Source organism: Billgrantia sp. NRB1, assembly GCF_056921725.1.
Window position 1 is genome coordinate 1,116,098 of sequence record NZ_CM167783.1, and the last position, 20,014, is coordinate 1,136,111.

Annotated in this window: 17 protein-coding genes and 2 pseudogenes; 15 read left to right on the forward strand and 4 right to left on the reverse strand. The window is 64.1% G+C overall.

Annotated features, from left to right (window positions below; genetic code table 11):
- Nucleotides 1-15: 15 nt before the first annotated feature.
- The 3 genes from thiO (at nucleotide 16) to ACZIYR_RS05040 (ending at nucleotide 3,192) form a co-directional block, all read left to right on the forward strand.
- On the forward strand, nucleotides 16-1,155 hold the full coding sequence (thiO, locus tag ACZIYR_RS05030) for a glycine oxidase ThiO (protein ID WP_483528436.1): 1,140 nt from the start codon (nucleotides 16-18) through the stop codon (nucleotides 1,153-1,155).
- A gap of 158 nt (nucleotides 1,156-1,313) precedes the next feature.
- Entirely contained in the window at nucleotides 1,314-1,706 is a 393-nt protein-coding gene (locus tag ACZIYR_RS05035) for a nuclear transport factor 2 family protein (RefSeq protein ID WP_483528437.1), read from the forward strand.
- A gap of 46 nt (nucleotides 1,707-1,752) precedes the next feature.
- Nucleotides 1,753-3,192, forward strand: a complete 1,440-nt coding sequence (locus tag ACZIYR_RS05040) for an NAD(P)/FAD-dependent oxidoreductase (protein ID WP_483528438.1) — start codon at nucleotides 1,753-1,755, stop codon at nucleotides 3,190-3,192.
- 22 nt (nucleotides 3,193-3,214) lie between these two features.
- Here ACZIYR_RS05040 and pdxR read toward each other — a convergent pair whose 3' ends face one another.
- A complete protein-coding gene (gene pdxR, locus ACZIYR_RS05045) occupies nucleotides 3,215-4,690 on the reverse strand; it encodes a MocR-like pyridoxine biosynthesis transcription factor PdxR (protein WP_483528439.1) in 1,476 nt (491 codons plus the stop codon).
- A 368-nt stretch (nucleotides 4,691-5,058) separates the two neighbouring features.
- Between pdxR and ACZIYR_RS05050 the strand changes: the two genes are divergently transcribed.
- The 8 genes and pseudogenes from ACZIYR_RS05050 to ACZIYR_RS05085 all read left to right on the forward strand — a co-directional run bounded on the left by ACZIYR_RS05050 (nucleotide 5,059) and on the right by ACZIYR_RS05085 (nucleotide 10,961).
- A complete protein-coding gene (locus ACZIYR_RS05050) occupies nucleotides 5,059-6,054 on the forward strand; it encodes a TRAP transporter substrate-binding protein (RefSeq protein WP_483528440.1) in 996 nt (331 codons plus the stop codon).
- A gap of 241 nt (nucleotides 6,055-6,295) precedes the next feature.
- A complete protein-coding gene (locus ACZIYR_RS05055; RefSeq protein ID WP_483528441.1) occupies nucleotides 6,296-6,844 on the forward strand; it encodes a TRAP transporter small permease in 549 nt (182 codons plus the stop codon).
- A gap of 18 nt (nucleotides 6,845-6,862) precedes the next feature.
- Nucleotides 6,863-8,203, forward strand: coding sequence for a TRAP transporter large permease (locus tag ACZIYR_RS05060; RefSeq protein WP_483528442.1), 1,341 nt, complete (start codon nucleotides 6,863-6,865; stop codon nucleotides 8,201-8,203).
- Nucleotides 8,204-8,244: 41 nt separating this feature from the next.
- Nucleotides 8,245-8,733, forward strand: coding sequence for a universal stress protein (locus tag ACZIYR_RS05065; protein ID WP_483528443.1), 489 nt, complete (start codon nucleotides 8,245-8,247; stop codon nucleotides 8,731-8,733).
- Between the two features lie 148 nt (nucleotides 8,734-8,881).
- Nucleotides 8,882-9,934 (forward strand): YeiH family protein, encoded by a 1,053-nt coding sequence (locus ACZIYR_RS05070; RefSeq protein ID WP_483528444.1) that lies wholly within the window; start codon nucleotides 8,882-8,884, stop codon nucleotides 9,932-9,934.
- Nucleotides 9,934-10,119, forward strand: a pseudogene (gene thiS, locus ACZIYR_RS05075) (sulfur carrier protein ThiS); the annotation flags it as partial. The gene ACZIYR_RS05070 and the pseudogene thiS, both read left to right, overlap by 1 nt.
- Nucleotides 10,079-10,165, forward strand: a pseudogene (locus tag ACZIYR_RS05080) (hypothetical protein); the annotation flags it as partial. The pseudogenes thiS and ACZIYR_RS05080, both read left to right, overlap by 41 nt.
- Entirely contained in the window at nucleotides 10,158-10,961 is an 804-nt protein-coding gene (locus ACZIYR_RS05085) for a thiazole synthase (protein ID WP_483528445.1), read from the forward strand. The pseudogene ACZIYR_RS05080 and the gene ACZIYR_RS05085, both read left to right, overlap by 8 nt.
- 55 nt (nucleotides 10,962-11,016) lie before the next feature.
- On the opposite strand, the gene pta is transcribed toward ACZIYR_RS05085, so the two are convergent.
- Complete coding sequence (gene pta, locus ACZIYR_RS05090) at nucleotides 11,017-13,194, reverse strand: phosphate acetyltransferase (RefSeq protein ID WP_483528446.1); 2,178 nt, start codon at nucleotides 13,192-13,194, stop codon at nucleotides 11,017-11,019.
- Entirely contained in the window at nucleotides 13,191-14,369 is a 1,179-nt protein-coding gene (locus tag ACZIYR_RS05095; protein WP_473032685.1) for an acetate/propionate family kinase, read from the reverse strand. Before ACZIYR_RS05095 ends, pta begins: the two co-directional genes overlap by 4 nt.
- A 227-nt stretch (nucleotides 14,370-14,596) precedes the next feature.
- On the opposite strand from ACZIYR_RS05095, the gene ACZIYR_RS05100 reads away from it, so the two are divergent.
- From ACZIYR_RS05100 to ACZIYR_RS05110, 3 genes are all read left to right on the forward strand, one after another.
- Nucleotides 14,597-14,731 carry a hypothetical protein gene (locus ACZIYR_RS05100; protein WP_483528447.1) on the forward strand — a complete coding sequence of 45 codons (135 nt, stop codon included), beginning with the start codon at nucleotides 14,597-14,599 and terminating at the stop codon, nucleotides 14,729-14,731.
- An 85-nt stretch (nucleotides 14,732-14,816) separates the two neighbouring features.
- The gene (locus ACZIYR_RS05105; RefSeq protein WP_483528448.1) at nucleotides 14,817-15,317 is read left to right on the forward strand and encodes a porin family protein; all 501 of its coding nucleotides are present in this window, start codon (nucleotides 14,817-14,819) and stop codon (nucleotides 15,315-15,317) included.
- A gap of 219 nt (nucleotides 15,318-15,536) precedes the next feature.
- Entirely contained in the window at nucleotides 15,537-16,457 is a 921-nt protein-coding gene (locus ACZIYR_RS05110; protein WP_483528449.1) for an HAD-IIB family hydrolase, read from the forward strand.
- Between the two features lie 68 nt (nucleotides 16,458-16,525).
- On the opposite strand, the gene ACZIYR_RS05115 is transcribed toward ACZIYR_RS05110, so the two are convergent.
- Nucleotides 16,526-17,737, reverse strand: a complete 1,212-nt coding sequence (locus ACZIYR_RS05115) for a Card1-like endonuclease domain-containing protein (protein WP_483528450.1) — start codon at nucleotides 17,735-17,737, stop codon at nucleotides 16,526-16,528.
- 778 nt (nucleotides 17,738-18,515) lie between these two features.
- On the opposite strand from ACZIYR_RS05115, the gene ltrA reads away from it, so the two are divergent.
- Nucleotides 18,516-19,847 carry a group II intron reverse transcriptase/maturase gene (ltrA, locus tag ACZIYR_RS05120; protein ID WP_483528451.1) on the forward strand — a complete coding sequence of 444 codons (1,332 nt, stop codon included), beginning with the start codon at nucleotides 18,516-18,518 and terminating at the stop codon, nucleotides 19,845-19,847.
- Nucleotides 19,848-20,014 lie beyond the last annotated feature (167 nt).

Sequence of the window (20,014 nt, forward strand, 5' to 3'; positions counted from 1 at the left end):
GAGGGGCAGCGTGATATGCAAGACGTCTTGATCATTGGCGGCGGTGTCATCGGCATGATGACCGCCTGGCAGCTGGCCGAGGCAGGCAGCTCCGTCACCCTGGTGGAGCGCCGACGGTGCGGCGAAGAGGCCTCCTGGGCCGGGGGAGGCATCGTCTCCCCACTGTATCCCTGGCGCTACAGCGAGCCGGTTTCCAGCCTGGCGCGCTTTGCCGAGCAGGAATATCCGCAGCTGGCCGCCCGGCTGCTCGAAGAGACCGGCATCGATCCCGAGTATCGCCAGAAAGGGCTGCTCTATCTGCGCGTCGAGGATGGCGACCGGGCCTTCGATTGGGCACGCCGACTCGGCAAGCCCCTCGAGGCGGTCGGCGCGGATCTGATTTACGAAAAGGAGCCCTGGCTGACCGGGGGGATCGAGTCGGGACTGTGGATGCCGACCCTGGGTAGCATTCGCAATCCACGCCTTTGCCAGGCGCTTCGGGCCCGGTTGATGGCGCTGCCGGGCGTGACCCTGGAAGAGGGACTGGCGGTTGAAAAGCTATGCGTCGAGGAGGGGCGGGTGACCGGAGTCGAGACGTCCCGAGGGCGACTTGCGGCCGGCCAGGTAGTGCTGTGTGGCGGGGCCTGGAGCGGCGTGCTCCTCGACCGTCTTGGCGTGGCGCTGCCGGTTCGCCCGGTGAAGGGCCAGATGATGCTGTTTCGTACCCCGCCGATGGCCGAAGGCAGGCAGCTTCTCGAGCGGGTGGTGCTGGCCGATGGCCGCTATCTGATCCCCCGAGGGGACGGGCGGGTGTTGATCGGCTCGACCTTGGAAGATGCGGACTTCGACAAGACGCCCACCGGGGATGCCCGTGAGTCGCTGCGCCAAAGTGCACTGGCCATGCTGCCGGCCCTGGCCGACTGCGCCATAGAGCATCACTGGGCAGGGCTAAGGCCGGCGGCGCCTGACGGTATTCCTTTCATTGGTGAGCTGTCGGAGATCCAAGGGCTGTTCGTCAATGCCGGCCACTACCGCAATGGCCTGGTACTGGCACCGGCATCGGCACGGCTGCTTGTCGACCGACTGCTGGGGCGCGCTCCCTTGATCGATCCCGCTCCCTATGCGCCCCGCCAACGGCTTAGGCAAGGACCCCTAGGTGTTTCTCCAACCCATTGAATAATTAGAGAAAAAATCCTGGTCCAACAGGTTGTCCGTAACTGGCGCTAAGCGGATGTCAAGCGCAACGGTAGTCTCGCCCTCAGGCTCTGGCTCATGGCAGCCGCCGGTCAGAGCCGCGTTCATTGCGATTATCAGCCAGTTTGCGGGAGACACCAATGCGCCAGCCTGATGTGGAATTTCTCAAGGCGTTCAGCGACGCCCTCAATCGTCACGATATCGATGCGGTCATGGCGATGATGACCGACGACTGCGTGTTTCATGCCGTGGCCGGCCCCGAGCTGGTCGGCAAGAGCTTCATCGGCCAGGCCGAGGTGCGGCAAGGACTGGAGAACGCCTGGAAGACGGCGCCCGATGCCTGCTGGGTGGATGGCGAGCACTTCGTGATCGGCGACCGGGGTTTTTCAGAAACCACCTACAAGGGTACGACCACCGACGGGGTGCGCTCCGAGGCGCGCATGATCGATGCCTTCACCTTCCGCGACGGCAAGATCGCCGTCAAGAACGCCTTCCGCAAGAACCGTCCGCCGGTCGCTGGCGGCGACCGCTAAGTCCGTCGCGTCGTCACGGTCCACCAACGACAACAAGGAGTCGATCATGGAGACATTCGCCAGCAGGGCGGGAGACGAGCAGTGTCACGCGACCGCCCCCTCCCAGCCTTATGATCCGGCTTACGATCCGCTCAGCAGTGCGACTCCGGGGCAGGGCCGCGACTACGCCCCCACCTACTGGATCGGCACGGCGGGGGAGCCGCCTGCCGATGATGGCCCGGTGACCGCCGACATGGACGTCGATGTGGTGATCATCGGCGCCGGCTTCACCGGCCTGACCGCGGCCATCTTCCTGGCCCAGGAGTACGGCATTCACGCCGCGGTGCTAGAGGCCAATCGCACCAGCTGGGGGTGCAGCACCCGCAATGGTGGCCAGGCTCAGTGTGCCTCGGGACGGCTCAAGCGCTCCCAGTGGATCGAGCGCTACGGCCTGGATACCGCGCTCAAGCTGCATCGCGAGTGTCTTGCGGGCATGGAGACCTTCAAGTCTCTGATCCAGGACATCGACTGTGAGCCGCAGCACGGCGGTCATCTCTACGTGGCTCACCGCGCCAAGGTCATGCCGACCTTGGAGAAGGAAGCCAAGCTGCTGCGGGAGACCTTCGACTACGATGCCCAGATCCTCGATGCCGAGACGGTCAAGCGGGACTGGATCGGTGATCAGGAAGCGGCCGGTGCCATGCACGAACCCGAAGGTATCGGCATTCACGCCGGCAAGCTGGCATTTGGCTATCTCAAGAAAGCGAGGGCGCTGGGCGCTAAGGTATATCCCTCGAGCCCCGTGCAGGGCTGGGAGACCCGTGATGGTGTCCACTATCTGAAGACCCCGGGAGGTGTGGTCAAGGCACGAGCGGTAGGTATCGCCACCGGCGGGTATACCTCCCAGAGCCTCCACCCTGAGCTCAAGAATCGCCTGCTGCCGATCCTGTCGAACTCGATCGTTACCCGGCCGCTCACTCCCGGTGAGATCGATGTCTGTAGCTTGCGTACCCACCAGGTAATCACCGACACCCGCGTACTGCGACACTATTACCGCCTGCTCCCGGACAACCGCCTGCAGATCGGCAGCCGCAGTGCGATCACCGGGCGCGATGCGCCGCAGCAGAAATACAAAGACGCGCTGGTGAGCAACATGACCCGCAAGTTCCCAGCGCTGAAAGGAGTGGCACTGGATTACTCCTGGTGGGGTTGGGTCGATGTCAGTCATGACATGATGCCGCGCATACACCAGCCCGACCTCAAGGAGACCGTCTTCTATGCGCTGGGGTACGGGGGCAACGGTGTCATGTATTCCGCCCAGGCCGGACGTCGCCTGGCCCAGTGGATCGCCGGTGACGGCAAGCAACTCGACCTGCCGATCTTCACCTCCAAGCTGCCGTTCCCGAATATCCGGGAAATGGTCGAATCCCAGGCCTTCGCCCCCTTCCGGCGCTTTGGGCAGCGATTTCTCTATCGCTGGTACTACCTCAAGGACGAGGTGCTCTAGGCGAGCCGGTGGGGGAGTGGGGCTAGGCCCCTGGCGTCATCGCCAGCGGTATCAGTCGAGCCAGGCGTTCAATGCCTGGCTCGATGCGCTCCTCGGGAATGGCCGAGAAGCCCAGACGCAGATACTCCGCGGCAGGACGATCGAAGTAGTGCAGATCGCCGCGTTCCAGGAGGATGCCTTCTTCACGAGCCAGCGCCTGGAGGCGCTGACAGTCCAGCCCTTTGGGGCCTCTGATCCAGAAACAGGAGCCACCGTAGGTGGAGGGGGTATAGCAGTCGGGCAGGTGTCGCTCGAGGGCGTCGCTCATGCGTTGCCAGCGCGCCTGGAACGTCTGATGAATCTGTCGGATCAGCGCATCGTGATAGCCGCGCTCGAGAAACAGCGCCAGGGCGCGCTGGTTATTGGTTGGCGGGTGGCGAAGCATCAGCCGCCGCAGCGCACGGGCTTCGCGAATCAGCGTCGGGTGGGCCACCATGTAGCCGAGTCTTAGCCCCGGTGCCAAGGTCTTGGAGAGGCTCCCGACATAGATGACCCGACTGTGCCGGTCGAGGCTCTTGAGGGCCGGCGTGGGGTTGCTCAGGTAGTTGGTCTCGCTGTCGTAGTCGTCCTCGATGATCAGGAAGTTGTCGATCTCAGCCATGTCCAGCAGCTGCCGGCGGCGCTCGAGCGGCATGGTCACCGTGGTGGGGCTCTGGTGGCTGGGAGTGGTGTAGACCAGCTGGCACTGGGTCAGCTCCTCGACGGGTCGCATGCCCTGTTCGTCGACCGGCAGCAGGCGAATGTCGTCGGTGAAGATCCGCGCGATGTTGTACATGTCCACATAGCCGGGGTTCTCCATGCCGAACTGCCGGCCCGGCTTGAGCAGCAGCATGGCGGCGATCCATAGCGCCTGCTGAGTGCCGACCGTGACCAGAATCTCTTCGGGCTTGGCCCACACCCCCCTTCGTGGCAGCAGCCGCTGGTGAATCTGTTCGACCAGCAGCGGGTCGTCATCGCTGAGATGATCGACCGACCAGCTGCGGATCGCCGGCACGCTCATGGAGTCGCGGCTGCACTCCCGCCAGTGCTGAGTGGGAAAGAGCGTAGGATCGATCTGACCGTAGAGGAACGGATAGTCGTAGCGGTGCCAGTCGCTGGGCTTGCGAATGGTTTCCTGTTGAGAGGGGCGAACCGTCAACAGCTTCTCCCAGGGCATCTGCTCGGCATCGATGTCGTTGAGTCGGACAGGTTTTTCGGCACGGCCTTCGAGAATTTCCGGGTTGACGAAGTACCCACTGCGACTCTTGGCGATCAGGTAGCCATCATCGAGCAGCTGCTCGTAGGCCAGCATCACCGTATTGCGTGCCACCTGGAGCTCCTTGGAAAGCTTGCGGCTAGAGGGCAGGGCCTCGTCGAGGGGGAGGTGGCCGTCCAGGATGGCGTGAACAATCTGCTCGCGTAGCTGCTGCTGCAGGCTCGTTGGCTGGCTGGAGTCGAGGTGGAATAGAAGCTGGCTCATGATTCACTCGAGTAGATGAGCCTCCCCGGCAGGTCGTGGCAGTAAAGCCGATGTGGTACGGCTGGGGAGTGCTGCTCAAGGGTTGACCCACATGCCTTCGAACATGCCAAGAAAACCGTCCGGTGTCCAGCGCAATAACCGATAAATCAGTGAGTTGCATTCGATGCAGTGCAAAGAAAACTATGAGGGTTTCATGATGATGGTTTGCTGCATAACTGGACCAATCGATGGATAGTGTCTGGCTCTAGTCTCCATCGGCAGGGGGGCTAAAGTGAGAGCCACAGAGCAGCGCATGATCCACAAGATAATCCGAGTGCCTGTTTCTGAGTAAAGAAAACTCAACAACAATATCTTGCCGGGAGAATGACATGAAAAAGATGATGCTTCCTGTGGCCGTGGCAGCGGTTAGTGCAGTGATGAGCCAGAGTGCCTTTGCCGAGACGTGGCGCATGGCGCTAGGCGATGCACAAGGTGGCACCCAGTATGCCATGGGGGAAAAATTTGCCCAGCTGATTCATGAGAAGACCGACGGTCAGGTCAATGTCGACCTGTTTCCCAACGGCCAGCTAGGCAGCGAGCAGGACACGGTCAGCAGCGCCAGCATGGACATGCTGGATCTCTCGGTGCTGGCAATCAATAACATTACTCCCTTCTCCCCGACGGTCGGGGTCCTGACACTTCCCTATGTCATTACGGGGCATGAGGATGCCAAGGTGCTGACTCAGGGGGAAATCGGCGAAGAGCTGACAGAAAACACCATTCGCGATGCCGGTGTTCGTATCCTCTCCTGGGCCTACTCGGGATGCCGGGTTCTCAGCAACTCCAGCAAGCCGGTCGCCAGCCCGGAAGACCTTCGCGGCCTGACCATTCGTGTTCCGCGTAACGAGATCATGATTGCCTCCTATCAGGAGTGGGGCGTCAACCCGCTGCCTATGGCCTGGTCTGAGACCTTCACAGCCCTTCAGCAAGGGGTCGTCGATGGGCAGGACAATCCCTATATCACCATCAACGCGATGAAATTCTACGAGGTTCAGGATTACATCACGGATATCTGCTACGTGTTCTCGCTTGAGCCGCTGATCATGAGCGAGTCCAAGTTCCAGAGCCTGAGCCCGGATATGCAGGAGCTCGTGCTGGAGGCGGGGCGTGAAGCCACTGCCTATAGCTATGATTACCTGCTGGATTCGGAAGAAGCGATCAAGCAAACACTGGTGGAAGAGCACGGCATGCAGATCATCGAGCCGGCCAATGGCGAACAGGAGTGGATCGACCGGGCTTCCAGCATCTGGCCGCGCTTCTATGACAGCATTGGCGGTGAGGAGCGGCTGGAAGCAGCACTCCAGGCGCTGGGCCGTGACCTTTAACTGATCTCACTTTCCCCCTGAATGTGCTGCGCCGACACCAAGGGAAACACTGCATAAATGACTGCGCGGGCGAATCACTGCGTTGCGCGGTGCGCGAAATCCTCACCTATACCCCATAGGCTCCGGTTTCTGTGCTCCGTACGCCTTGTGCTTCATCCCGCTCGCCAATTTATTCAGCGATTACCAAGGTCGGGGCAGCCTTCGGATCTTGTGGATGGAACATCAGTGAGGTGTCGGCCAAATGAAACAGGTTATTTTAAAAGTGCTGGACAACCTGGAAAACTATCTTTGCCAGTTTCTCCTGGTGTTCTTCGTGGTGCTTCTGTTTGTCCAGATCGTGCTGCGCAATGTGTTTGATGGTTCTCTGGACTGGGGGGATGAGCTGGCCACTTATGCCTTTGTGTGGTTTGCCTACATGGGGGCGGTCTATGCGGCCAAGATGTCTGCTCATAACCGCGTCACCTTCCAGTTTCGCTTCTTTCCGAGAGTCGTGGAGAAGATTTGTAATATCTTCACCGACCTGGTCTGGGTAGGGTTCAACCTATACTTCGTTTATCTGAGTTATGACTTTGTTTTCAATCGCATGAACGTCTTCTGGAAGTCCCAGACAATGGGGGTTCCGATGAAGTATTTCTATATGATTCTTCCGATTGCCTTCTTGGTCATGTCATTGCGTATTTTGCAGAATATGTATGTGAAGCATGTCATGAAAAAGCAGGTGATAGACCCAGAGGAAGAGCAGATTGAAAAGCTGAAGCGTACCCAGAGTAATGCTGACGACAAGAGCTGAGAAAGCGGAGATAATGTCATGGATCCCACCTTCATCTATGTGCTATTCGGCACCTTTTTTCTGCTGCTGATACTTGGCGCTCCCATTACGGCGTCGCTCGGTGTGTCGGCTCTGGCAGCGTTTCTCTACATTGGCCAGAATCCGGCCTCGTTTGTGCAGATTGCGTTCACCTCGGTGGGCTCCTTTCCGCTGATGGCGCTTCCGGCTTTCATTCTGGCAGGCGCGCTGATGGAAGCCTCAGGGATATCGCGCCGGCTGGTGGATATTGCCGAGGCATTTGCCGGTCCGGCAACCGGGGGGCTGGCGGCGGCGACGGTCTTTGCCTGCATGTTCTTCGGTGCCATCTCGGGGTCGGGACCGGCGACCACGGCCGCCGTGGGCATGCTGATGATTCCCGCCATGGTGCAGCGTCACTACGACAGAGGCTACGCCTCGGCGATCACCGCATCCTCAGGCGGGCTGGGGGTGGTGATCCCTCCATCGATTCCGATGGTCATCTTCGGTATTACCGGCATGGGCATGATGCCACCGCCGGAAGCGATTGCGGAGCACGGCAGTTTCCAGACACTGTCGATCCCCAAGCTCTTTATCGCCGGTATCTTCCCCGGAATGGTGATTGCCGGCAGCCTGCTGACCATGAATTATGTCCTGTCAAAAAAACATGGCTATCGGGGGCTGACAGATCATTGGTCGACGGCCTCGATCAAGACGGCGCTGCGTCGCGGTATCTGGTCCATCCTGGCGCCGATCATTATTCTTGGAGGCATCTACTCGGGAATCTTCACCCCTACTGAGTCGGCCATCTTCGCGATCTTTTACACTCTGGTGGTAGGTATCTTTATCCATAAAGAGCTCAAGTTACAACCGGCCATGAAAACCCTGGAAACCACTACCTGGATCAGCGGTCGGGTGCTGCTGATTCTGTTTACCGCCACGGTATTCGGTCGCCTGCTGGTCGAGCAGCGTGTGCCCGCCTATATTGCCTCGGCGATGCTGGACTTTACCCAGAACATGTACCTCATCTGGGCCATGATCATCATGTTCCTGCTGTTTGTCGGGATGTTTATGGAAACCCTGGCAGCCATCATGATCCTGACCCCGGTACTGCTGCCCATCATGTACATGCTGGGGGCCGACCCCGTCCACGTAGGCATCGTGATGGTCTGTGCTCTGGCGATCGGCTTTCAGACGCCGCCGCTGGGCGAGAACCTGTTCGTCGCCTCGGGGATCGGCGGGGCCTCCATCGAGGAGATCTCCTACCGCGCGCTGCCGTTTGCAGCCGCTTCGATCATTGCCCTTTTCATCATCGCCTATGTTCCGGAGATCGCCCTCTGGTTGCCTAGAGTGATGGGCTACTGAACTGGGTCTAGGGATCAACTTCAGAGTTCACGGGAGAGGGTATGGAGAAGTCGATCGATAACATTTTGTGCTGTGTCGGGCTTCGCAGCGATAGCCACGTGGTGCTGGAGCAGGCGGTAAGACTGGCATCGGCCACCGGCGCCAAGCTGCATGTCCTGCACGCTGTCAAGTCGCTTGACGATGACGTGATGAACACCCTGCGCGTCAATATTCGCGACAAGCAGACTCTTCAGGGGCTGATTCGCAAACGCCTGGATGATGCTCAACAGCAGCTGGATGCCAAACTGGAGAATTTCTTCAGTGCCTTGGGGGAGGGCGGCGACGTCTTGGCATCCTGTGTGGCCAGTCGAGACGTGATCGAAGGCTATCCTGCCAAGGTCATTGTCCAGCGAGCATCGAAGCTGAGCTGCGACCTGATCGTGATGGCCTCCAACACGCGTGGGTTCACTGCCGCCTATGCCGGCAAGGTGACGCGCGGTGTTCTCAAGCGCAGCCAGGTGCCGGTCGTGGTCGTGCCCCCGCCTGAGTAGGAGCTTTCGGGAGATTTTTCTCTCAGAAGAGCGAAGGTCGATCCCCGTCATCACGCCAGTTTTTCCAACTGAAGCGAGGGCTCAAATGGCGCCAGAGCGGCGCCAAGGATGCGCTCGTACCCAGTATCGCTCGAAGGAAGTTTACAACATGATCATCGAACGCGGTAAACGAGCCATTCGAAGTCCCATCACCCTGTCGCGTGCGGCTGTCGAAGGGTTGCCCCAGGTCATGCCGGGGGTGCTGATCTGCATCACCATTGCCCTGGCAACGACCTTCATCGCCGATCATTACGGCGGCCCCACCTTGCTCTATGCCTTGCTGTTCGGTATGGCGCTGCACTTCCTCTCTGAGGAGGGGCGCTGTGTCGCTGGTATTGAGTTTGCCGCCCGCACCATTCTCCGCTTCGGGGTGGCCCTGTTGGGCGTGCGGATCACCGTGGAGCAGGTCACCTCGCTTGGCATGGGACCGATCATCACGGTGGTGGCCGGCGTGGTGCTGACCATTCTGGTGGGCGTACTGCTGGCCAGAGTAATGGGCTTGCACCGTGACATGGGGCTGCTGACCGGGGGCGCGGTGGCGATCTGCGGTGCCTCGGCGGCCCTGGCACTCTCGGCGGTGATGCCGCGTGGTGCTAATAGCGAGCGCAATACCATCCTGACAGTGGTGGGGGTTACCACGCTGTCGACGGCGGCAATGGTGCTCTATCCGCTGATTGCTGGTGTGCTGAGTCTCACCGACCAGCAGGCCGGGGTCTTTCTCGGAGGTACCATCCATGATGTGGCCCAGGTCGTCGGTGCGGGCTACATGATCTCGGAGGATGCCGGCGACGTCGCCACCTTCGTCAAGCTAATGCGCGTGGCGATGCTGGTGCCTGTGGTGATGTGCTTCATCCTGCTATTCCGCCATGCTGAAGGCAGCCAGAACAACAGCAAGATACCCCGTCTCCCCGGCTTTCTGGTGGCCTTCGTGGTGCTGGTGATCATCAACAGCCTGGGCGCGATTCCGACGAGCGTGGCCGACGGCATGACCGATCTGTCGCGCTGGTGCCTGGTCACGGCGATTGCCGGCCTGGGCATTAAGACCTCCTTCCAGAAGCTCGCCGTAGTGGGGTGGAAGCCGGTCATCCTGATGGTCTCCGAGACCCTGTTCCTGCTCGGGCTGGTGCTGGCCTTCATCCTGTTTGGCGTGGTGAGTCTGTGATGCAAGTATGGATTAACGGCGAGAGCCGTCTGCTGAACCCGGATACGACGATCCGTCAGCTGCTGGTCCAAAGTCGGCTCGAGGAGCGTCGTGTAGCGGTCGAGTTAAACGAGGAGATCGTTCCTCGCAGCCAACATGACAGCTGCCGGATCTGCCATGGGGATCGTGTCGAAATCGTTCATGCCATCGGTGGCGGTTGAACCTGGACTTGGAGGAGTTCGCAATGCATGACCAACCCTTTGCAGATGCCCCGCTGGTGGTGGCCGGCAGACGCTTTCACTCTCGCTTGATGGTAGGAACCGGCAAGTATCGGGACTTCGATGAAACGGCCAGGGCGCTGGAGGCGAGTGGCACCGAGGTGGTGACCTTCGCCGTGCGGCGCACCAACCTGGGCCAGAGTGCCGATGAGCCCAGTCTGTTGGATGCAGTGTCGCCGGATCGCTATACGCTGCTGCCCAACACCGCCGGCTGCTACGACGCCCGTGCTGCTGTACGCACCTGCAGGCTGGCCCGCGAGCTGCTCGACGGACACCCCCTGGTCAAGCTCGAGGTGCTGGGGGATGAGGCCACCCTCTATCCCAATGTGGTGGAGACCCTCAAGGCGGCCGAGGAACTGGTCAAGGATGGCTTCGACGTCATGGCCTATACCAGCGACGACCCTATCGTCGCCCTGGAGCTCGAGCGACTGGGCTGCTGTGCGGTCATGCCGCTGGGGTCGCTGATCGGCTCCGGTTGTGGGATCCAGAACCCGCACAACATCCGCTTGATCATCGAGCGCGCCAGCGTCCCAGTGCTTATCGATGCTGGCATCGGTACGCCTTCCGAGGCGGCGCTGGCCATGGAGCTGGGTTGCGATGCGGTGCTGATGAACTCGGCGATTGCCCACTCCCCGCAGCCAGTGCGCATGGCCCGGGCCATGAAGCTTGCGGTCGAGGCAGGAAGAGAGGCCTTCCTGGCCGGGCGCATGCCGCGGCGCGACCGGGCGGAAGCCTCATCGCCTCAGGCGGGGCGTATTTCCGCGGCCTGATGGTTCATTGTTGCGCTGACCCGCTGATGACATGGGCGGGGCAGCGCGAGGTCGATCAGCTACCCTGCGCCGCCTGGATGGCGGTCAGGGCGATGGTGAAGACGATGTCGTCCACCAGGGCGCCGCGGGAGAGGTCGTTCACCGGCTTGTTGAGGCCCTGCAGCATGGGGCCGACGCTGACCACCCGGGCGCTGCGCTGCACCGCCTTGTAGGTGGTGTTGCCGGTGTTGAGGTCGGGGAAGACGAACACCGTGGCGCGGCCCGCCACCGGCGAGTCCGGCGCCTTCTGGCGCCCCACGCTCTCGATGGCCGCAGCGTCGTACTGCAGCGGGCCGTCGATCAGAAGCTCCGGGGCCTGCTCCCGGGCCAGGCGGGTGGCCTCGCGCACCTTATCGACGTCGGCCCCGCTGCCGGATTCGCCGGTGGAGTAGCTGATCATCGCCACCCGCGGCTCGATGCCGAAGGCCTGGGCCGAGCGGGCGCTCTGGAGGGCGATCTCGGCCAGGGTCTCGGCGTCCGGGTCGGGGTTCACCGCGCAGTCGCCGTAGACCACCACCTGCTCGGGCAGCAGCATGAAGAAGATCGACGACACCTGGCGGTAGTCGGGGGCGGTCTTGATCAGCTGGAAGGCCGGGCGCACGGTGTTGGCGGTGGTGTGAACCGCGCCGGAGACCAGGCCGTCCACCTCGTCGAGTGCCAGCATCATGGTGCCGAGCACCACGCTGTCCTGCAGCTGGGCCTCGGCGGTGAGCGCGTTCACCTTGCCGCTTCGGCGCTCGACCATGGGGGCCACATAGCGGCCGCGGATGCGGTCGGGGTCGATGATCTCCAGGTCGTCGGGCAGTTCGATGCCGCGGTTGCGGGCCACCTCCTCGACCTCCTCGCGGCGTGCCAGCAGCACGCAGCGGGCGATGCCGCGGCGCTGGCAGATGGCGGCCGCCTCCACGGTGCGCGGCTCGCTGCCCTCGGGCAGGATGATGCGCCTGTCCGCCTGCTGGGCGAGCCTGACCAGCTGGTGGCGGAAGGCCGAAGGGGAGAGGCGCCGGGCGTAGCCGCGACTGAGGTGCTCCTTGAGCCACTCGAGGTCGATATGGCCAGCGACGAAGCGGGTCACCTGCTCGGCGCGCTCCAGGTCGTCCATGGGGATGTCGTTGCCCATGGCGCCCAGGTGCTTGGCGGTGGTGAAGCTGTCGGTGTCCACCGCCAGCACCGGCATGCCGGTCTTCAGCGCGGGCCGGCACATCTCCACCATGTTGTCGTTGGGCATGAAGCCGTTGGTCAGCAGCACGCCGGCCATGGGGACGCCGTTCATGGTGGCCAGCGCCGAGGCTAGCACGATGTCGTCACGATCGCCCGAGGTGACGATCAGGCTGCCGGGGCGGAACACATGCAGGGCGTTGGCGGCGCTGCGTGCGCACAGGCTGGTGGAGAGCACCCGGCGGCTGGCGGCCTCGCCCTCGCTGAGAAAGCGTGCGCCCAGCGCCCGGGCCACGTCCAGCACCCGCGGCGCCACCAGCGCCGGGTTGTAGGGCACCACCCCGATCAGGTGGAAGCGGTCGGTGGCCAGCGCCGGCGAGTAGCGGCGCAGCTCGGTGAGCAGCTCGTCATCCAGGGCGGGGCTGGCGGTGCCGGGGATCAGGGCGGGGCTCTCCTCGGCGCCGGGTAGGTGGCGCATGCGCATCAGGATGCAGCCCAGGGTGCGCGTCGAGCCCACGCCGCCGAAGGCCCGGGCGTGCATGTCGAGCTGCTCGGCCAGCGCCTGGGGGTCGCGCATGTCGCCGCTGCCCACCAGGATGATCCGCGCATTCAGGGCATGGGCCAGCTGGGCGTTGAGGGCCGTGGCATAGGTGCCGTGGGAGGTGGGTACCAGCCCCTCCACCACGATCAGGTCGGGGCGGCTGCCCTCGTGCGCCTCGACGGCCTGGTCGTGCAGATCGATCACCTGCTCCATCAGGACGTCCAGGCGATCCTGGCGCACCAGGCGCTCCAGGTGGGCCTGGTCGAGCGGGCTCGGCGGGCGCAGGCCCAGGGTGCTGCCGACCAGCGCCGTGGAGCGGTCGGGGCCGGGGCCGTTGAGCTCGTCCTGGCGAAACGGCTTGAGAAAGCCGGCCTTCAGGCCGACGGTGTCCAGCGCCTGGATCAGGCCCAGGCTGGCCGAGGTCAGGCCGACGCCTTCGCTGGTGGGCACCATCAGCAAGACCTGGGGCTGGGGACGGGCGTTACGCGGAGTCATGCATGACCCTCCTGGAGAAGCTGGCGGGTTTCGTCGGCGATGCGCCCCTCTTCATCGGTGGGAATCACCCACAGCTGAGGGCCGCCGGCGTCGATGCGGCCTTCCCCGCCGCGAATAGTGGCGGCGTTGGCGGCGGCGTCCAGGCAACAGCCGAAGTGGGGCAGTGCCGCGACCACCCGCGTGCGGACCTGCGGCGAGTTCTCGCCGATGCCGCCGGTGAAGACGATGCCGTCCAGGCGGGGCAGGGCGCAGGAGAGGGCGGCCAGGGACTTGGCGATGCGGTAGCAGAACACCTCGATGGCGAGTGCCGCTGCGGCGTGGCCCTCGTCGGCGGCGACCTCCAGTTCGCGCATGTCATTGGTCAGCCCCGAAAGGCCCAGCAGGCCGCTGCCGCGGTTGAGCACCTCGTCGATGCGCGCCAGGCTCCAGCCCAGCTGGCGCGCCAGGTGGGCGTGCAGGCCCGGGTCCACGTCGCCGCTGCGGGTGCCCATCACTAGGCCTTCCAGAGGCGTCAGACCCATGCTGGTATCGCGGCTCTGGCCCTCCCACACCGCGGCGGTGGAACAGCCGTTGCCTAGGTGGGCGGTCAGCCAGCCGCCGCCTGTCAGGCCGCTCAAGGCGTCCGCACGCTGGCTGACGTAGGCGTGGCTGGTGCCGTGGAACCCGTAGCGGCGGATGCCGTGATCGCGATAGAGCGCCTCGGGCAGGGCGTAGCGGTAAGCGTGGGGCGGCAGGGTCTGGTGGAAGGCGGTATCGAAGACCGCCACCTGGGGCAGCTCGGCGAACACCTGGCGGGTGGCCGCGATGCCCTGCAGGTTGGCGGGATTGTGCAGCGGGGCCAGCGTGGCGGTGGCCTCGATGGCGGCCACGACCTCATCGTCGATGCGGGCGGCACGGGTGAAGCGCTCGCCGCCGTGGACGATGCGGTGGCCCACGGCGCCGGGCCGCCGGCCCTCCAGGCGCGCCAGTATCGCCTCAAGGGCGGCGGTGTGATCGGCGCCGGGCAGCGCCTGGGTGTAGGCCTCACCCCGGCTGTCGGTGCCCTTGAGACGGGCGTCGCTGCTGCCCAGCCGCTCGGCCAGACCGGCCAGCCTCGGCTGGTCGGCGGTGGCCGGCACCAGGGCATACTTGATCGAGGAGGAACCGCAGTTGATGACCAGCACCGGTGCGTTCATCGAGTCTCCGCTGAGGGGTTGATTTAGACCTTAGTCTACCATGTGTTGCGTTGCAGCAGGGAGTGCCAGGAGTCGTCTTCTCCTGGCAAGGCTGGCATGCTGAGCGGTTCGTCGAAACCCCAAGGACACCCGGACATGTCGACATCCACTGCGACCCAGGCCGCCTCGGGACCGCTTCCGCGCCATCTTGCCGTGCTGCTCCTGGCTAGCGTGGCGACGCCCCGGTGATGAACGTCGAGCCGGTGGCCTCGCTGGCGCTGGGCTACCTGGTGCTGGGGCAGATGCTCTCGGCCGTGCAGCTGCTGGGCGGCGCTATCGTACTGGGCGGCATCGTGGTGCTGAGCCTGTCGCGACAGGGCTGAGCGACTTGAGTCTTGCACGGGGACGGTCCCTGTACCAAAATGGGGGCTGCGTAGGGAAACACCGTTTCCTAATTGGAGGTAGACCATGAAAACCGTTGCCGTTACATCGATTTCCGCGCTGCTGCTGGCGGGTGCTTTCGCTACCACCGCCCAGGCCCAGCAGCCCCTCTACCCCCAACCCTACGTTGGGGGCGATGCGATGTTCTGGGAAATCAATCCCGACGGTGCGCCCAGTCGCGACAGCGTTGGCCTGCGCCTGCGCGGCGGCGCCCAGTTCAATGAGTTCTTCGCCGTGGAAGGCCACCTGGGCACCGGCGGGTCGGATGGCCCTGTCGAACTCGACTACCTGGTGGGCGCCTATGCCAAGGGCATCGTGCCGATCTCCCAGGAGTTTCGGCTCTACGGCCTGGCCGGGGTGACCGAGGTGGACTTCGACGTGGATCGTGAGAGCGACTTCTCCTACGGGGCCGGGGCGGAGTTCGACGTGGCGCCTAACCTGGCAGTCGGCGCTGACTATATGCGCTACCTGGACAAGTCTGACGGCACCTTCGATGCCGCCAGCGTGGGTGTGCGCTTCCGGTTCTGAAGCGACTCCCCGCGCTTCGCCTGCGCCCTCGACGCCCTCGGTGTCGGGGGCGCTTTGCGTCGGTCTTGCGCTATTTTGGTGCGCTCTCGAGGTGCGCTGCCTCTCCATAAGGCAGCGACATCGGCGCACTGGCCCGCTCGGCGTGGCCTGTCGCCCAGCCGCAGGTTGGCATGCTACCTGCAAGGTCATAGGGTGATTCTTCTCCACGAAGGTGATGCCATGCCGACCGACACCCTGTCCGCCGCTTTGCCAGACGCCGCCAGCCGCAAGGCGCCTGTCCGGGACGCCCTGACGCCGCGGCTGCTGTTTACCGACCTGGACGGGTCGCTGCTGGACCCGCGTAGCCGCGACGGGGCCCTGGCGCACCCTTGGCTTGCCCGCCTCAAGCAGCACGGGGTGCCGGTGATTCCCGTGACCTGCAGGACGCGCCACGAGCTGGCGCCGCTGCGCCTGTCCCTGGGGCTCGCCGATACGCCCTTTATCGCCGAGAACGGTGCCGTGGTCGGGCTGCCGCCGGCCTGGTGCCATGCGCGGCTGGAGCGATCTCCCGGCCCAGACGGGGTCTCGGTCAAGACCCTGGGGGTGGATATCGCCTTCATTCGCAAGCGGCTCTCGGTCTGGCGCAAGCGCCTGGGAGCGGAGTTCACCCTGACCAGCGAGATCGCCCTGGCGCGGCTGATGGAGGTGGCCGAGGTCGATGAGGCCGAAGCGCGTCTGGCGCGCATGCGCGAGGGCAGCGAGCCGCTGCTGTGGCACGGCGATGACGCCCAGCTCGAAGCCTTGCGAGAGGGGCTGGCGGGGGATGGTCTTAGCCTGCTGCGCGGCGAGCGTTTCTGGTATGTCACCGGCCAGGTCGACAAGGGATGTGCCGTGGAGTGGCTGCTGGGGCGCTTCACGGCCCTGCGGGGCCGCCGCCCGCAGACGCTGGGGCTCGGGGATGGGCCCAACGATGTCGGCATGCTCGAAGCAATGGATCAGGCGGTGGTGATCCGCAGCCGCCACGGGCTTGCCGTCGAGCCGGCCCATCCGGCCCTCTATCGGACCGCGGCCATGGGGCCTGCCGGCTGGGCCGAGGGAGTGGCCCACTGGTGGGGGCGAACCGACAGCCGGCTGATGCCGAGGGCGGCTCGCGCCGCCTAGGAGCCTGTCGGATTTGACCGATCGTCGCGAGGAACACGGATTTCGAGACAAGTTTATCGATCTGATGACTAGCTCTCAGGCCACTGACCGCTCTCCCTCCACTGCCGGAGGCTGGCCGGCAGTCGGGTGAGCTCCGGGCCCTCCAATACCGCAACCTCTAGCCGCTGGGCGCGGCGCAGGTGGGACTCGCGCCGCTCGGCGCTGCCCAGGGTGGCGTCCGTCAACAGTACCCGGGTGGCGCCGAGCTCGCCGCCGTGTTCGGCCAGCTCGTAGAGGCGATGGAGCACCGTGGCGTCGTCTTCGGGCTGCTCCAGGCACTCGAGGATCAGCAACCGGTTGCGGTGCACGGCCAAACAGTGAAACACCGTGGGCTCGTCGTTGTGGCGTCCGCTGAGGTCAAGCACATGAGCCGCGGCGCAGACTCGCGCCAGCCCGGCTTCTTGCGCGCACAGCCAGGCGTATTCGCCGAGCCAGCCGCCCGCCAGGTAGTCGGCCGCGGCCGGGGTGGTCACGCTCAGTGCCCGGGGCTGCTCCTGGGACCAATCGATCAGTCCCGCCTCACCGAGCTGCTGCAGGGCGTCGGTTTCGGGAAAGTGTGGTGTATGGGCCAGCAGGTGTGACGTGTCCCCCTCTCCCGCAGCCTGGCTTGCCGGGGAGGGCGCTAGCAGCGCCTTGAGTTCGCCGAGCAGCGGCGCGATGCGCGATGCCTGATGGGCCAGGAAGCGGGTCAGGGGACGCCGGGCCTCGACCGCCTTGCGCCATGCGTCCCGATCCGAGGCGGCCCGAATGCGCTTGCGACCGTGGGCCTGAAGGATGTGATCCGCCGTCAGTACCGCGCTGATCGGCAGGCGCTGCAGGGAGCGGGGATCCAGCGTCGGGCCGAGGCGGTGGATGACGTTGCGTTCGGGGTCGAGATGGAGGCAGTCGGCGCCGCAGTGGCGCATGGCCTGCTGGAACAGCAGGGCCGTCAGGCGGTCGCCGCCGGCCAGGTCGCAGGTGACCTCGAGGGGCGGGACGTCGCGCTGCTGCGCGGCCAGCTCCCGGGCCAGCGCCAGGGCCAGTTCCGCGGTACGCCCCGGGGCGCCCTGGGGCAGGCTCTCGTGCAGGCGAATCTCGCGGGCCTCGGGCAGCTCGTGCTGGAGCAGGATGCGCAGTCGCTCGGCAGCCTGCTGCCCGCGTCGGCAGGCCACCAGGATGATCCGCTCGGGGCGCAGCTGGAGCAGCGGGATCAGGGTGTGCTCGGGATGCTCGTTGACCAGCGCGATGTGCAGGTGGGGCATGGCCTGGTTCCTTCTGCGGCAGCGATCGACCGGGGGTGAGGTGGTCGCCCTCATGAGGACAGGCTATATCCCATGCTGATGGTCTGTCGCCATCGCAGCAATAAAAAGGTTCTTCACAGACTAGCGTGAACCTGTTTCAGGTTTGATGGTGGGAGGCCGCGGTTCGACGTCTCGACTCTGCCGGCGGTTCGACGCTTCGACGAAGGCGCCGGAGGCGTCCCATGGGTAGCGCTGCGCGCTACTTCGCGAGCTGAAGCTCCCTCCCAGTGCGCCCGAGAAGGCGTGCACACAGTGCGGTGAGAGTCCGCATCGGGGTAAGCCATGGCCCCGTAGCCAAAGGTAACTGCGTCGTCGCGAGGCGGGGTGGGGAGCAACCGGAGGCGAACTGGCGGTCCGTAGGATGACGAACTCGATTCGGCCGGGTCAGGTGGCGAGCTCGCTGGGAGATAGCGAAGCCTGAAACTCACCCGTCGCGCTGGCATGGCGGACAAAGCGACGACGGGACCTGCCAGGTGGTTGGAGGCGGAACGTCAGGAAGGGTGTACGAGATAATCGGGGAGACCTGGCGGCCGAGGTGACGGCGGCCAGGAGTCAGAGCCTTCATAGTACCGGCGTGCGGATCACGCCCTGGCCACGGCTCATCCCGGCGAAAGCCGGGATCGAGAGATGCTGGAGCGCGGACTCTGCCTACCGCCAAGGCGCCGCACAGGAGGCGCAGAGAACAGAACCTGCGTCGAGGGAAGGGAGGCAGGAAGATGGATGCGAGAGACGACCAGAGATGAGCGAACGCGACAGCACAGCATCGACAGTGCCCCACGATGGGGCTAAACAAGATGCGTCAACACCCGCCACGATGGCAGGGATTGACCGCTCGATCTGGACGGACCGCATGTTGGCGGCGCTGGATAACGGCGTCAAAGGACGTAAGTGGTTCAGTCTGATCGACAAGGTATACCGCTCGTCGACCCTGGTCAGTGCCTGGCTGCAGGTCTACCGCAACCAGGGAGCGGCGGGTGTCGATCGGCAAAGCGTGTCCCGCTTTGCGTCGCAGGCCGAACGCTACCTTGAGGAGCTCCAGGCCGACCTGGCAGCGGGGTGTTACCGCCCGCAAGCGGTGCGACGCGTCGAGATCCCCAAGGGCAACGGCAAGATGCGCCCGCTGGGCATTCCGACCGTCAAGGACCGTATTGTCCAGGCAGCGGTCAAGCGCGTGATCGAACCGATCTTCGAGCATGAGTTCCTGCCGATGAGCTACGGCTTCCGGCCGGGCAGAGGCTGCAAGGATGCCCTACGAGACGTTGATGAGGCGCTCAAGGCGGGCATGACCTGGGTGGTGGATGCGGATCTGCAAGGCTATTTCGATAGCATCCCGCACGACCGCCTGATGGCCCGCGTCGAGGGACGGATCAGCGACGGTCGACTGCTGGCCTTGCTACGAAGCTGGTTGAACCAGGATATTGTCAGCGACATGAGCCGATGGACCCCCACGTCAGGGACGCCACAAGGAGCGATCATTAGCCCCTTGTTGGCGAACGTCTACCTGCATCCGCTGGACCAGGAAGTGACACAGCACGGCTACCGTATGGTGCGGTATGCCGATGACTTCGTCATTCTCTGCCACAGTGAGCAGGAGGCCCGACAAGCCCTGGCCCACGTACAGGAATGGGTGGCGGCGAATGGCCTGACCCTGCACCCTGACAAGACCCACGTCGGCGATTGCCGGCAGAAGGGACAGGGTTTCGACTTCCTAGGCTACCGCTTCGAGGCGGGCAGGCGCTGGGTGCGTAAGAAGAGCCTCAAGGCGTTCAAGGACAAGGTGAGAAGCAAGACGCGGCGGACGGAAGGCAAGAGCTTGCGGCACGTCATTGCCTCGCTGAACCCCATGCTGAGAGGCTGGTTCGGCTACTTCCAGCATGCCTATCGGACGACGTTCCGGCCTCTGGATGGCTTCATTCGTCGACGTCTTCGGGCCATGCTGCGCAAGCAGGAGAAGCGCCCGGGGCCTGGTAACACCCGGTCGGACACATGGCGCTGGTCGAATACGTTCTTCGCGACCGCAGGGCTCTTCACCCTAGCCGGAGCCTGGCGGTACGCGAGCCAATCCCGATGAGGAAAACCATCGACTGGAGAGCCGTGTGCGGGAGAACCGCACGCACGGTTCGGAGGGCGGGGAGGGCACAGCCCTTCCCGACCCCTATCCTAGCCTGTTTACGCTAAAGTGCGATGAACCCAATAAAAACGCCGGCCTGAGGGCCGGCGTGACGTTTCCCAGGGTCA

Excerpts from the sequence above, each read along its gene's own strand:
- ACZIYR_RS05040 (WP_483528438.1), top strand. The coding sequence starts at position 1,753 with ATGGAGACATTCGCCAGCAGGGCGGGAGACGAGCAGTGTCACGCGACC.
- ACZIYR_RS05070 (WP_483528444.1), top strand. The coding sequence starts at position 8,882 with ATGATCATCGAACGCGGTAAACGAGCCATTCGAAGTCCCATCACCCTG.
- ACZIYR_RS05050 (WP_483528440.1), top strand. The coding sequence starts at position 5,059 with ATGAAAAAGATGATGCTTCCTGTGGCCGTGGCAGCGGTTAGTGCAGTG.
- ltrA (WP_483528451.1), top strand. The coding sequence starts at position 18,516 with ATGAGCGAACGCGACAGCACAGCATCGACAGTGCCCCACGATGGGGCT.
- ACZIYR_RS05065 (WP_483528443.1), top strand. The coding sequence starts at position 8,245 with ATGGAGAAGTCGATCGATAACATTTTGTGCTGTGTCGGGCTTCGCAGC.
- ACZIYR_RS05110 (WP_483528449.1), top strand. The coding sequence starts at position 15,537 with ATGCCGACCGACACCCTGTCCGCCGCTTTGCCAGACGCCGCCAGCCGC.
- ACZIYR_RS05035 (WP_483528437.1), top strand. The coding sequence starts at position 1,314 with ATGCGCCAGCCTGATGTGGAATTTCTCAAGGCGTTCAGCGACGCCCTC.
- ACZIYR_RS05105 (WP_483528448.1), top strand. The coding sequence starts at position 14,817 with ATGAAAACCGTTGCCGTTACATCGATTTCCGCGCTGCTGCTGGCGGGT.
- ACZIYR_RS05095 (WP_473032685.1), bottom strand. The coding sequence starts at position 14,369 with ATGAACGCACCGGTGCTGGTCATCAACTGCGGTTCCTCCTCGATCAAG.
- ACZIYR_RS05115 (WP_483528450.1), bottom strand. The coding sequence starts at position 17,737 with ATGCCCCACCTGCACATCGCGCTGGTCAACGAGCATCCCGAGCACACC.
- ACZIYR_RS05085 (WP_483528445.1), top strand. The coding sequence starts at position 10,158 with ATGCATGACCAACCCTTTGCAGATGCCCCGCTGGTGGTGGCCGGCAGA.
- thiO (WP_483528436.1), top strand. The coding sequence starts at position 16 with ATGCAAGACGTCTTGATCATTGGCGGCGGTGTCATCGGCATGATGACC.
- pta (WP_483528446.1), bottom strand. The coding sequence starts at position 13,194 with ATGACTCCGCGTAACGCCCGTCCCCAGCCCCAGGTCTTGCTGATGGTG.
- ACZIYR_RS05055 (WP_483528441.1), top strand. The coding sequence starts at position 6,296 with ATGAAACAGGTTATTTTAAAAGTGCTGGACAACCTGGAAAACTATCTT.
- ACZIYR_RS05100 (WP_483528447.1), top strand. The coding sequence starts at position 14,597 with ATGAACGTCGAGCCGGTGGCCTCGCTGGCGCTGGGCTACCTGGTGCTG.
- ACZIYR_RS05060 (WP_483528442.1), top strand. The coding sequence starts at position 6,863 with ATGGATCCCACCTTCATCTATGTGCTATTCGGCACCTTTTTTCTGCTG.
- pdxR (WP_483528439.1), bottom strand. The coding sequence starts at position 4,690 with ATGAGCCAGCTTCTATTCCACCTCGACTCCAGCCAGCCAACGAGCCTG.